The organism is Phormidium sp. CCY1219 (assembly GCF_035615515.1).
GTDB lineage: Bacteria > Cyanobacteriota > Cyanobacteriia > Cyanobacteriales > Laspinemataceae > CCY1219.
In genome coordinates this window covers 1-11,751 of sequence record NZ_JAJENT010000464.1, presented here as the reverse complement: position 1 = coordinate 11,751, position 11,751 = coordinate 1, and the positions used below count along the sequence as shown (strand labels likewise).

General features: G+C 52.0%; 13 protein-coding genes. 7 read left to right on the top strand and 6 right to left on the bottom strand.

The features are described from left to right. Nucleotides 1–107 precede the first annotated feature (107 nt). Both LKK83_RS11230 and LKK83_RS11225 read right to left on the bottom strand, forming a co-directional pair. A complete protein-coding gene (locus LKK83_RS11230) occupies nt 108–560 on the bottom strand; it encodes a hypothetical protein (protein WP_324631200.1) in 453 nt (150 codons plus the stop codon). A 385-nt stretch (nt 561–945) separates the two neighbouring features. Next, nucleotides 946–1,143 (bottom strand): hypothetical protein, encoded by a 198-nt coding sequence (locus LKK83_RS11225; protein WP_324631199.1) that lies wholly within the window; start codon nt 1,141–1,143, stop codon nt 946–948. A 90-nt stretch (nt 1,144–1,233) separates the two neighbouring features. Here LKK83_RS11225 and LKK83_RS11220 point away from each other — a divergent pair, with 90 nt between their 5' ends. Next, nucleotides 1,234–1,890, top strand: a complete 657-nt coding sequence (locus tag LKK83_RS11220; RefSeq protein WP_324631198.1) for a DUF3318 domain-containing protein — start codon at nt 1,234–1,236, stop codon at nt 1,888–1,890. Between the two features lie 20 nt (nt 1,891–1,910). On the opposite strand, the gene LKK83_RS11215 is transcribed toward LKK83_RS11220, so the two are convergent. Then, entirely contained in the window at nt 1,911–2,723 is an 813-nt protein-coding gene (locus LKK83_RS11215; RefSeq protein ID WP_324631197.1) for a 7-carboxy-7-deazaguanine synthase QueE, read from the bottom strand. Between the two features lie 94 nt (nt 2,724–2,817). Then, on the bottom strand, nt 2,818–3,396 hold the full coding sequence (locus LKK83_RS11210) for a hypothetical protein (protein WP_324631196.1): 579 nt from the start codon (nt 3,394–3,396) through the stop codon (nt 2,818–2,820). 493 nt (nt 3,397–3,889) lie between these two features. On the opposite strand from LKK83_RS11210, the gene trpD reads away from it, so the two are divergent. After that, nucleotides 3,890–4,987, top strand: coding sequence for an anthranilate phosphoribosyltransferase (gene trpD / locus LKK83_RS11205; RefSeq protein ID WP_324631202.1), 1,098 nt, complete (start codon nt 3,890–3,892; stop codon nt 4,985–4,987). A gap of 83 nt (nt 4,988–5,070) precedes the next feature. Here the strand turns inward: trpD and LKK83_RS11200 are convergent, their stop codons facing one another. Further along, the gene (locus tag LKK83_RS11200) at nt 5,071–5,643 is read right to left on the bottom strand and encodes a retropepsin-like aspartic protease family protein (protein ID WP_324631195.1); all 573 of its coding nucleotides are present in this window, start codon (nt 5,641–5,643) and stop codon (nt 5,071–5,073) included. 455 nt (nt 5,644–6,098) lie between these two features. Between LKK83_RS11200 and carA the strand changes: the two genes are divergently transcribed. The 5 genes from carA to LKK83_RS11175 all read left to right on the top strand — a co-directional run bounded on the left by carA (nt 6,099) and on the right by LKK83_RS11175 (nt 10,735). After that, nucleotides 6,099–7,259 (top strand): glutamine-hydrolyzing carbamoyl-phosphate synthase small subunit, encoded by a 1,161-nt coding sequence (carA, locus tag LKK83_RS11195; RefSeq protein ID WP_324631193.1) that lies wholly within the window; start codon nt 6,099–6,101, stop codon nt 7,257–7,259. Nucleotides 7,260–7,815: 556 nt separating this feature from the next. After that, on the top strand, nt 7,816–8,184 hold the full coding sequence (locus tag LKK83_RS11190; RefSeq protein WP_324631201.1) for an STAS domain-containing protein: 369 nt from the start codon (nt 7,816–7,818) through the stop codon (nt 8,182–8,184). A gap of 511 nt (nt 8,185–8,695) precedes the next feature. Beyond that, nucleotides 8,696–9,172 (top strand): Mini-ribonuclease 3, encoded by a 477-nt coding sequence (locus LKK83_RS11185; protein WP_324631192.1) that lies wholly within the window; start codon nt 8,696–8,698, stop codon nt 9,170–9,172. A gap of 276 nt (nt 9,173–9,448) precedes the next feature. Continuing rightward, complete coding sequence (gene rlmB, locus LKK83_RS11180) at nt 9,449–10,381, top strand: 23S rRNA (guanosine(2251)-2'-O)-methyltransferase RlmB (RefSeq protein WP_442957305.1); 933 nt, start codon at nt 9,449–9,451, stop codon at nt 10,379–10,381. A 63-nt stretch (nt 10,382–10,444) separates the two neighbouring features. Beyond that, nucleotides 10,445–10,735 (top strand): DUF1816 domain-containing protein, encoded by a 291-nt coding sequence (locus LKK83_RS11175; RefSeq protein WP_324631190.1) that lies wholly within the window; start codon nt 10,445–10,447, stop codon nt 10,733–10,735. A 15-nt stretch (nt 10,736–10,750) separates the two neighbouring features. Here the strand turns inward: LKK83_RS11175 and LKK83_RS11170 are convergent, their stop codons facing one another. Next, nucleotides 10,751–11,617 (bottom strand): alpha/beta fold hydrolase, encoded by an 867-nt coding sequence (locus LKK83_RS11170; RefSeq protein ID WP_324631189.1) that lies wholly within the window; start codon nt 11,615–11,617, stop codon nt 10,751–10,753. Between the last annotated feature and the right edge of the window lie 134 nt (nt 11,618–11,751).

Below are 11,751 nucleotides of genomic sequence, written 5' to 3'. Positions count from 1 at the left end.
GGGGATGGGATAAAATATATTCATAATGGGGGCAAAGCTTAAAAGCAATGCTTTAATTGTTATATGGCAGATTACTGCTGCTTCTGTCCCGGTTATTTTTCCCGACTTCACCGACTCAAATATCGTTGTATTTTTTCCTGCGCTTGCGCGCCATTGGGCAGTTGCACCCCCATTGTGGGTTCGGGATTTTGTTCGGAGGGAATTTGTAAGACATAAACGCTGTTGGGGGTGACAAATTCAAAATATCCCGGCTTTTGCGGATTGTAGTCCACCGCTTCGAGATTAATCCCGATCGCTTGGTTTTTGTTTCTAATTCGGTAGTGTCTCGCTTGACTCGGATCGTCTTTGTCGCTACAGATATAAACCCGATAGTTGATGCTTTCGGCATACGCGAGGATCCCGCCCGTATCGGCGCAGGTTTCGTCCCCGGCAATTTCTTCGATCGCACCGATTTCGAGTTGGGCGATCGCCGGTAATGCCACCATGCAACCCGTCACCGCCGCGATCGCCACTGCGATCGGTTGCCTTTTCATTCTTAACCCATTCCACATCTGTGTCACCCTTCCTCTCTCCTCAATTGCCACCCACCCCAAACCGACTTGAGCGCACCCATGCGAGGATCCATCAGCGATCGGTTCGTTCAACCCATCAAATGCCGGTCAATCTGTCCCGCCCAATTTTACCTGCTTTTGACATTTAATTTGCTATTTTTTCGTTTTCCCTTGTCGCATTATCTGGGAAATAAATCGGAAAATAGCAACAATTTAGCCAGTAATATTGACTTTAGACAAGGAATTAGCGGCTTCGCCCGGGTGGGGTTATCAAACCCTAACCCAGGGCAACGGCAAAGTAAACAGGCGGGATAAACTTGCAAATTAGAGTTGCGAAAACGAGACAAAAGAATGATGTTATTATAGTGACAGTTGAGAATTTTGTCAAGAAAAATCACAAGAGTGGGGGGGTGAGGAGAAAGAGCGATCGCGAATCCGGGGGTAGAGCGATCGCTCTGGGCGAGAGTTCGGTTTTCTCGCACCAGGGAGATCGGGGCAAAAGCCAATCCAAATCCGCGATAAAGCTTGCCCCATGCAGGCCCAAGCGATCGGCGTTTAAAATGAGACAGAGCCGAGGGAGAGTAACCCGCACGCCGGAGGAGTGGTGCTTCTGACCGAAAAAGAGCTACGATCCAACAGTGATACCCTTGTTTTTATGTCGAATTCTCTGGGGCTGGAGGAAATGACCTCATATACGACTACGAAAGCTGACATGATCGAACTAAGGCGGTTAAAAGGTTTACTGCCACCGGAGTTACAAAGTTGGGTGATGGTGGAAAAAGCGATCGAGGTTAATCCACCCCTGATCCGAAGCGAAGAAATTGGCAGCGATCAGGTAGAAATCCAAGTGGACTTAGTAAAGTGGGAGCAGCTTGCACTGGATCAGCGCAACTTGCTGTTTTGGCATGAAGTCGCGCGGATTCAAAACGATACCATTCCCAAAGAAGGATGGGAAATGGCTGCACTGGCGATTGGTTTAGGCGGTGCGGTAGGCGAACTTTGGGTGCAAGATGGGTTGCTGCTGATGCTAGCGCTGGCCCTGTGCGGCGTGGCGGGATATCGTCTTTACCAGAAAAATAACGGCGATCGCACCCTCACCGAAGCCATTGAAGCCGATGAGAAAGCCATCGCGATCGCCACTCGGTTTGGCTATTCTCTGCCCAATGCGTACAAAAGTCTCGGTAGTGCCCTAAAAGCCTTAATCGAACAAACCCCGAAAAAACGGCAACGGGCAAAATACGAGGCGCGACTGCAAGCGCTCAAACGCAGCGCTGCGAAAGCCAAAGCCAAAGTCAAAGCCGCCCGAGAAGCTGCCACCAACACCGAAACGGTGTACTAACCACTGCCTGTTGAACGCGATTACAACTGACTTAACAGTTTATGGGTTTGGGGCACCACCCGCACCGGCTTGTGCCAACCCTTCATCAACGCCTGCCACGCCAGCACCTTTGTCGGTGCTGGTGGCTCCATTTTTGGGGGCATCTTGCTGCCGAATCGCCCCGCTTCTGCGGGAGTTAAGGGGGTAACGGGTTGCAAAAATATCGGCACCTCGGCGCTGACACCGGCAACCAACTCGGCGGCGCGTTGCAAATCCGTCAGGGAGGTGCGATCGCTGATAATTATCTTGACAAATACCTCAATCTGTGCTAAGCAACAAAGCTGGAGAAATTCCCGGTGCGCCTCCCAATGGGTTTCCCCACTGACACTGGGCAATTTCAGATCCATGCCCACCGAATCGAGTGCGGAAATAATACTTTTTAACTGTTGCGGACGATGCCCCCCCGTTTCCAAATAAATCGGCAATCCAGTCCGCCGTTTAACTTGCGGCAAAAACTCTTTTAAAAACGACGCATGGAGCAACGGTTCCCCCCCGGTGAGGCTGATACTATCGTGTAAATTCGGTTCATCTTGCGCCCCGATCCATTCCAGTAATTCAGGCAAAGAAATCGGATTGGAATGAATTTCAAAATCGCGATCGCCCGGTGTTTTTTCCCGGCGACAAGTGTCCGGCGCTTCCCAGGTATGGGCGCTGTCGCAAAAATCACAGCGCAAATCGCATAACCCAAACCGAATAAAAATTTGCCTCGTTCCCACATTTAGTCCTTCCCCTTGAATCGCGGAGAATACTTCAATTAATCTAGCAGTGGGCGGGGCGATAGTTGTGACGCTCATATTTAACGGGTTGGTGATAGTTCAGTTACGGCGCAATACTCGAAACCCTCGAGAATTGAAACTTGAAACCGCATCGAAAAAACAATACTTGATTTTAGCTGCTTCCGTCGGGAAATTGTTTTTCTAACTGCTGCTGCACTTCCACTTCTACGATAGAAGGAATGCGAGCGATCGCCTGTACGATTTGTCCTTCGAGTTCCCCCATTTGCTCTTGCATTCCTCCTGGAGACGGAAGTCCGTCAATACACTGTTGCAGAGCTGTAATCACCGCCGTCAAACTTTCAATTTGTTCCAATTCCGGGCGGGTTCTAAACTCTTGGGATAGCTCTTCCACCTGATTTTTCATCGGTACCAAAGCTTGTTCTACACTTTTCTGCTGCGATCGCACCTGTCGCAACGCCGCCACCACTTTCTCTAATTCTTGATGCAAATCCTGCTGTTCTCCCATACTGATGCCGGTGTCTTGCTCAACCCGCATCATCGCCCGATCGATGTTTTGGCGGTACTCGCGTCTGAGCAAACGGCGATCCATCAGACTCAACACCAGCGCCAGAGAAATGGGTGCTACAGCATAGAGGATTTCTCCAGAAATGCTAGCCCACACCGATCCGGCGATTGCGCCAGCGATCGCGACATATTCTCCAATCTCTAACCCGTAACGAAAGTTTTTCACAACCATCCCCCAACCGATACCCCTTGATTTTAATATCTCATCCCCCGGTTGCTGGATTTTCTCCTTGCGCCCATCGGCGGGAAAATTTTGCCCCGCCTACGATCGCAAAAATTGGTTGAGGTGTGATTCACCGATGGCAGGGATGCCCACCAACTGAACGAAACTACACCCCCTCGCCAACCAAAAATCGGCGGAAAAATCAATCGGTTAAACCAGAGTCAACCCCCATCGTTATTGCCGCAAAAATGGAGAAGCGATCGCCCCCGGGTTTTTTCCTACACATAAGTGGCAAACCCCAAAACTCAATCCAAATCCAGGTTAAAGCGATGAAGAAACACAGCAAAGAGAAAACATGCCTGTGGTTGTGCCAGAGTTTGCCCCAGTTTATCGCGGTAAAATTGGGAAATTCCCACCCTACCTCGATCCAGAACCGGATAAAATTGACAGATTGGGATATTCAACTGAGCGCAGTGCCAGAGCAATCAACCAAGCTATGACCTATTCTCCTTCAACTTTAAAAGAAATCGACCCAGCAGCGGAATCCAGCGCCCCGGTGAATTGGCCGAATTTGCTGCAACAGTTATTAGACAAACAATCTCTCAACCGCCAGCAAGCCAGTCAACTGATGCAAGGATGGCTTAACGAAGACATTCCCCCAGTGCTTTCCGGGGCGATTTTAGCCGCTTTGCAAGCGAAAAGCGTATCGGCGGAAGAACTGGCGGGGATGGCGAAAGTATTGCAGTCCCAATCTGCCGGCGGGATTGAGAAGCGATCGCCCAATGGAAAAACCCCTGTTATCGATACCTGTGGAACCGGGGGCGATGGAGCCTCCACCTTTAATATTTCCACTGCAGTGGCGTTTGTAGCCGCAGCGGCGGGAGTTGCACTCGCCAAGCACGGCAATCGATCCGCCTCGAGTAAAGTGGGATCCGCCGACGTACTCGAAGCGTTGGGAGTGAACTTGAATGCGCCAGAGGAGAAAGTTGTGGCGGCACTGGATGAAGTGGGCATCACCTTTTTGTATGCTCCCGGTTGGCATCCGGCGCTGAAGGTAGTAGCACCGATGCGGCGAACCTTAAAAGTGCGAACGGTTTTTAATTTATTAGGGCCGTTGGTGAATCCCCTGCATCCCACCGGCCAGACAATCGGCGTGTGCGATCCCAATTTAGTGCAGCCGATCGCCGAGGCGTTGAAGCAATTAGGGCCAAAGTTGGCGATCGTGATGCATGGGCGAGAGAAACTCGACGAAGCGGGATTAGCCGAAATCACCGACTTGGCGATTTTGTCAGATGGGGAAGTGAAATTAACCAGCATCGCCCCGGAAGAAGTGGGGTTGCAACGGGCACCCACCGACGCCATACGCGGCGGTGACTTGGAGGAAAATGTGGAAATTTTGCGATCGCTGCTTCAAGGCGGCGCAACCCAACCCCAACGGGATATCGTGGCGTTCAATGCCGCCTTTGCCCTACAAGTCGGCGGTGTGGTGCCGATGGGAGATTGTACCCAAGGCATTGCCTTAGCTCGGGATATCCTGCAAAGCGGTGCCGCTTGGACGAAGTTGGAACAGTTAGTGAAGTTTCTGGAAGGATAATCGGAAAATTCCGCGTTTCTTGCGCGCTAGTTGCACGAATTATCGGGACAAGGCATTGCCTTGTCCCGAATAATTAGAGCGGGTTAATTTCTAACTCTCAATTCGATGACATCTTCTTTAATGGTGATATCATACTGGCCATAGAAATTTTGTCCTAACAGTCCCATTCCTTGCAATCCGTCTTCCACTTCCGGAGGGGCGATCGTCACCAGGACTTGTTCGAGGATCGCATCGCCGACTTGTAAAGAATTGAGGCGCGCTACCTCGACTTCGATATCCGAGGCACTAGCGGTAGCGATGCGGGCAGTATCGAAGGGAACCAAATTGAGTTTTTCGGCGGTGGAAGGGGCAATCAAGGTGGCACTCGCACCGGTATCGAAGAGCATTTCGCCCGCTTCGTTGCCATTAAAAACCACATCCACCACGGGAATGCCTCCCTCACGACGTTTGATGGGAATTTGGAAGACGCCTTCGGGGTTGGTGGTGGTGGTAGTGGTGGTGGGGACGGGGGGTTCTTCCGGGCAAAGGTTGTTTAATTTGATGACATTTCCATCGCCATCGATCATAAAACAGCCTTCATATTCCTGGGCGAGGGTGCCGGTGGAGAGTGGAGTAAGGCTGATGATGGCAACAAGTAGGGCACAGAGTTTGTTCATCGGAGTTTTTTTTATCAAGACGTTTGGCAGGGTGTGGAAATGAAAACGGCGTAGGAGGGGATTTAGGGCTTTAATTTAGAATTCCCCCGGCAAAGGAGAAACTTAAATCTATTTTAATGGTTCGGCAAGGAGTGGAATGATTTTGCAGTGTAGAGACACGATTAATGGCTTCTCTATGGGAAGACGAAAGGGCGGCGGGAGAGGTGGGGGAATTGGCGAATTTCTCGCTTAAGTGAGGTGCGGTGAAGAGGAGGCGCGGGGCGGATTTGCGATCGCCTGCCCACATTTCCCCTAGGGAAGAATGCCCCAGTCCAAAAAACTCATGGGATAATGCCGAGTAGTGGAAGTCACACTCAGGGGTCAGGTGTCAACAAAACCGAACAATTGACAATAAAAAACTGACCGCTGACAATTGACAACTGACAACTGACATCGAATTAGGAAAAGAGGTTTCTATGTCGCTTTCTGCCGATACACCTGCCTTGCTCGTTTTGGCAGATGGAACGTCTTATCGCGGTTGGTCGTTTGGAGCCACCGGCACCACCATTGGGGAAGTGGTATTCAATACCGGGATGACGGGCTATCAGGAAGTGTTGACCGATCCGAGCTATTGCGGACAGATCGTCACCTTCACCTATCCCGAACTGGGAAACACCGGGGTCAATCCCGAAGACGAAGAATCGAACCACCCGCAAGTGAAAGGGGCGATCGCCCGCAACATCTGCAAGCGACCGAGCAACTGGCGATCCACCCAAGGATTGCCCGAATACCTAAAAGAACACAACATTCCCGGAATTTACGGCATCGACACGCGATCGCTGACCCGCAAAATTCGCATCGTCGGGGCCATGAACGGGGGCATTTCTACCGAAATTCTCGATCCGGCTGAATTGCTGGCGCAAGTCCAAGCCGCGCCGAGCATGAGAGGCTTGAATCTCGTGCCGGAAGTCACCACGGACAAAATCTACGAATGGGGTCGCAGAACCGATGCCCCGTGGGAATTTAACCCGCAAAGCTCCTCCAACGGCGAAACCTTCACCGTGGTCGCCATTGATTTTGGCATCAAGCGCAATATCCTGCGACGATTAGCCACTTATGGGTGCCGAGTCATCGTGGTGCCCGCGAATACCTCCGCCGAAGACATCCTGAAATATAATCCCGACGGAATTTTTCTCTCCAACGGTCCGGGAGACCCCGCCGCCGTGCAAGAGGGGATCGAAACCACGAAAAAACTGCTCGCCAGTAACAAACCGATGTTTGGCATTTGTTTGGGACACCAAATTCTCGGCTTGTCGATGGGGGCCGACACCTTTAAGCTCAAATTTGGCCATCGCGGCTTAAATCAACCCGCCGGGTTGCAGCGTCAGGTAGAGATTACCAGCCAAAATCACAGTTTCGCGCTCAATGCCGAATCATTAGCCGCAGATAGCGTGGAAGTGACCCATCTCAACCTCAACGATCGCACGGTGGCGGGCATGCGTCACAAAACCCTGCCGATATTTTCCGTGCAGTACCACCCGGAAGCGAGTCCAGGTCCTCACGACGCTGACTATATTTTTGAGCGATTCGTAGAATCAATGCGACAAACGCGCCAGGGGTCAAAAGCGCTCGGTTAGTTTGCGCCCTGGGAATGTCACGGGAGTCGCAGTTTTCCGCCCCACCGCGAAAACTGGCGTTGAGCCAGTGACGGCAGAATTTCCCCCCCCCCCCAACTGAGGGACAATTGAGGGATATTTCTGCCGAGAGGGAAAAATCTGGCAGGGGAATGGGGAGCGCAAAGCAGGGCGGTGGGGCAGCAATGACCCGTCTTGCCCCATTCCCGAAAAAGCGATCCGGCCTGTGTTATGATAGTCGTCTGTAAGCACAAGCACACTGCGCGCGTTGCCTAGGGCGGTCGGGCCGCTCGCTCGGGGATTTCGATCCCAACAGCGCGCCCTCCCTTGCGGGGCAGTGGCTTGGCAACCGCCGCTAAGGCAGATCCCCGATGGATGCGAAAAACAAGAGCGCGGCTCTGTTGTTTTTCCCCTCGGTCACTGGCGATCGCTCGGGATCGAGTCGATCGTCAACTATAAAATGTACAAATTAAATTTTTCAGCCTCGCCTATAGACAAAAGGCGAGAAAGCCTCTATACTAGAGCGTCGATTTTAGGAGTATGCAGCTAGGAGGGCGTTATTCCTGAGCCACTTACCCTGACCGTTAGCCTTCGAGGCACGCGCGAAGTCGGGAACAAATACCAACTATTCCGCCTCACCGGCTTACTGGACGCCTTTTCCGAAGCAACTTTTCGGAAAGCGCTCGGTAAGTGTATTGATGACGGACCGAGTAACATCATTTTGGATTTGTCCAAGATAGATTTTGTTGACAGTTCGGGGTTAGGTGCTTTAGTGCAGCTAGTCAAAAAAGCTCAAAATGCTGGAGGTACCTTGCAAATTGTCACCAATCCCCGCGTCACTCAAACGGTTAAACTGGTTCGCTTAGAGCAGTTTTTATCCTTGCAACCTTCTGTGGAAACCGCACTCGAGAACGTCAAAAGCTCTTGAGTCTTTAAACGAAAAGAAGGGAAAAAAGGCTATCCAGTGCTCGGTACTGGATAGCTTGTTTGCGATCGCCGAGGGGCAGGGCACATGTTGCCCCGGATACTGCCGCCCTGGACGAAAGGTATAAAATTTAACCAAGGCCGGGACAATGCCGGATGGCAAAAGCTAGTGGGGAGCAGAAATGTCCGGAAATTCGCGTTCCCAAATATTCTCGATAATGTTATAATGTCAGATAAAAATAAAAGATAGCACACCGAGATCGAGGGGAACTCCCCGAATCCCGTCGGATCGGGGGAACAGAAACTCGGTGCAAGTGAACCAACCACTCTCAAGCAGCTTTTGGCCGGGAAATGCAGAAAAGCTGCGGTTGACGAAAATTTAGCATTACAATAAATGGGGAGTTAATCGAATGGAAGCCGGGAATTGCTGTGCCAAGAGAAATGCTTCGCTGACGGCGTAAGCCGTTCAAAACTCGGCAGAGCAATCGCGGTCTGTAACGTCGAAGATGGGGAGCATGTCACCAAACCCAGAGTCAAATCAGCGGTGCGATCGCCCAGAGGGATTGTGCCTGCGGCTACCAGTCAACGTCTTGTCTGGGAAACAATTGCAGCAACTATCACCGGTGGCTTTAGCATATTTGGGCGATGCGGTGTACGAGCTTTACATTCGAGCCGCTTGTTTGCTCCCGCCAAAGCGGGCAAAGCTCTATCATAATCAAGTGGTGTCGAAAGTGCGAGCGGAAAGTCAGGCGGAGACACTGCGATCCCTCGAACCCCACCTCACCAATCACGAATTAGAAATTTTAAGACGCGGACGCAACGCCGCCACGGGAGGGCCGAAGCGCATCAATGCGGAAATTTACCGCAAGGCAACCAGCCTGGAAACCTTAATGGGATATTTGTACCTCAGCGATCCCGAGCGGTTGAGCGAACTGTTCGATCTGCTCGGGAAAGAAGATGTCACTACAGAAGCGTCGGTGGAAAAACCCTGATTTTTCTGTGGGGTGCTTTCCCTCGCGCGCGCCGACACTACCGCGAGGTGTTGCCTATCTTTTCCCGCCTCACCCCCGAATGAGGCGCTTTCGTGCAGACGAACAATGAGCAACGAACAATCTACAATTGGCAATCTATTTCCGCCTCCGCGATCGCCCACCGAGGTTGCGCGATCGTTCTCAATTGCCGATTTTCAATTTGTCTGAGTGCCGAGCTTCCTGAGAAGGAGCCATTTTCACCCTCAGAACTCGCCGTAAAAGTTAACAATCGATGACATGCCAGGGAAAAAACCAAGATTAAACTCAGAAAAGCATTCGAGTCGCAAGCCGCGCTTGAAAACCAACCGAAGGAGCGGTAAACCGCCGTCCTCTCGAGGTTCTGAGCCTTCTGCAGAACGCGAGGGCGAGCAAAACGACCTGATTTACGGTCGCCATCCCGTGTTGGCGGCCCTGGAAGAGCAGCACAAGCTGCATCGAATCTGGATTACACCGCAACTGCGCTACGATCCCCGCTTTCACACCTTAATCAATGAAACCAAATCCACGGGAACCATCGTGGATGAAGTGGATTACCGACGCCTCGACCAAATCGCCACAGGCGCGAATCACCAAGGGGTCGTGGCGCAAATCTCCCCCTACGCCTACTGGGAATTGAGCGATTTGATTGATAAAGCATTTTCCCTCTCCCACCAACCCCTGTTGGTCGTTTGTGATGGGATTACCGACCCTCACAACTTAGGCGCGATCGTCCGCACCGCCGAGGCGATCGGCGCGCAAGGCTTGGCGATCCCGCAACGCAGGGCGGTAGGGATCACCTCCACCGTGATGAAAGTGGCGGCGGGGGCTTTAGAATCTTTTCCGGTGGCGCGGGTCGTCAATCTCGCCAGAGCGTTGGAAGAATTGAAAGCAGCGGGATTTTGGATTTACGGGACCGCCGACGATGCCACCCAACCGTTACATACCGTGGATTTTTCCGACCCAACGGTTTTGGTGGTCGGATCCGAAGGCAAAGGTCTGAGTTTGCTGACCCAGCAGCACTGCGACATGCTGGTGTCGATTCCCCTCCCCGGGAAAACCCCCAGCTTGAACGTCTCTGTAGCTACGGGAATGGCCCTCTACGAGATCCATCGTCAGCGATCGCTCTCTAGGGGAAATGTAAAGAAAAATGTCATTGAAAAAATAAATACAACGGAGTATAAAGAAATGTAACAAGCTTCGCTCCCGGAAAACCTGTGTAAAACTTCATAACCAATTAGTAAAAGGGGGACTCCCATGAAAGGACTCAAAGAACTCTTAATCAGCTTGATCGACATTCTCGGATTGGCTTGCTGGGTAGAAATTTCCACGGACAAGCCCCGCTGCACCTACTACTTCGGCCCGTTTCTGTCCAAGAAAGAAGCCGAAGCAGCGATCGCCGGCTATTTAGAAGACCTCGAGCAAGAAGGCGCGCAGGGCATCGGTTATGGGATTAAACGGTGCAAACCGGACAACCTGACGATTTTCGACGAAGTTGGGGAGATGGCCCACCGAGGATCCGCCCCGGTGTTCAGCGGTCAAATGTAATTGGACTCGGACCGTTCAACCAGACTCCCACCCTGCTGGTGCAACCACTTCGGGATGGGCAGCGATCCACTGCTCGATATCCCACAACACTCGATCTGGTATTTCCCAAGGAAATAAATGCGCGGTATTGGGGTAGCATGTCCACTGGCACCGATTGAGGCGCTCTGCAGTTTCGCGGCTCGCTTCTGCGGTAATGTGTCGGTCCGCTGCCCCAGCAAGGACTAAGGCGGGACATTGAATTTGGGGCAACTCGTCCAGTCGGTTGTAGCCAGCTTTCAGTGCAGCATTCAGGGCTTGTTGAGCGTGACGATGAGTTTGCAAATAGGCGGAGGTGCCTTCCAAGGCTAAATAGCGATAAGCCAGGGGGGTATGTTGGGCAATCAGATAGCGCAACAGCGATCGCTTGGCAAAAGTGTCGATATTCCATTGCCAACTCGGTTTAATCCGGTTGATAATCCCCGCCACCCCGGTAAAAAACAAATCTTGCCAACTCACTGGGGGATGGCTACTGCGCGGGCGCGCCGCTGAGGCGACTAAAATCAATCCCGTGACCCGATGCGGATGTCTCAGGGCAAGTTCGAGGGCGAGAATTCCGCCCAGAGACCAGCCTAAGAGCAAATATTTATCCAGGTTCAGGCGATCGAGCAAGGCGTCCAAGTCTTCCAGGTGATCCCGCATCTGAAAGGGGGATTGCGCCCGGGTTTTACCATAGCCGCGCAAGTCAGGGGCGATGATTTGGAAGCGGTGGGAGAGGCGATCGCTAAACACAGACATGCAGCCACTGTGTCCCGGATGTCCGTGCAAGCAAAGAATCGGAAACCCAGCTCCCCGGAGTTTCACATTTAAGTGAAGCGTGGAATAAGTGAGGTGGGTTTTTTGCATGGTTTGGCAACCCTCAATTTCAAATCGCGTAGATTACCGAGAATCGGCGTAAAGCCTCCGGATTTATCCGTGGGGATATAAGCCGAGCGACTGACCCCCGGTCCCCCGCAATTATATTCGTTGGACATGATAAG

Excerpts from the sequence above, each read along its gene's own strand:
- LKK83_RS11170 (WP_324631189.1), bottom strand. The coding sequence starts at position 11,617 with ATGCAAAAAACCCACCTCACTTATTCCACGCTTCACTTAAATGTGAAA.
- LKK83_RS11220 (WP_324631198.1), top strand. The coding sequence starts at position 1,234 with ATGACCTCATATACGACTACGAAAGCTGACATGATCGAACTAAGGCGG.
- LKK83_RS11215 (WP_324631197.1), bottom strand. The coding sequence starts at position 2,723 with ATGAGCGTCACAACTATCGCCCCGCCCACTGCTAGATTAATTGAAGTA.
- trpD (WP_324631202.1), top strand. The coding sequence starts at position 3,890 with ATGACCTATTCTCCTTCAACTTTAAAAGAAATCGACCCAGCAGCGGAA.
- LKK83_RS11200 (WP_324631195.1), bottom strand. The coding sequence starts at position 5,643 with ATGAACAAACTCTGTGCCCTACTTGTTGCCATCATCAGCCTTACTCCA.
- LKK83_RS11175 (WP_324631190.1), top strand. The coding sequence starts at position 10,445 with ATGAAAGGACTCAAAGAACTCTTAATCAGCTTGATCGACATTCTCGGA.
- LKK83_RS11185 (WP_324631192.1), top strand. The coding sequence starts at position 8,696 with ATGTCACCAAACCCAGAGTCAAATCAGCGGTGCGATCGCCCAGAGGGA.
- rlmB (WP_442957305.1), top strand. The coding sequence starts at position 9,449 with ATGCCAGGGAAAAAACCAAGATTAAACTCAGAAAAGCATTCGAGTCGC.
- carA (WP_324631193.1), top strand. The coding sequence starts at position 6,099 with ATGTCGCTTTCTGCCGATACACCTGCCTTGCTCGTTTTGGCAGATGGA.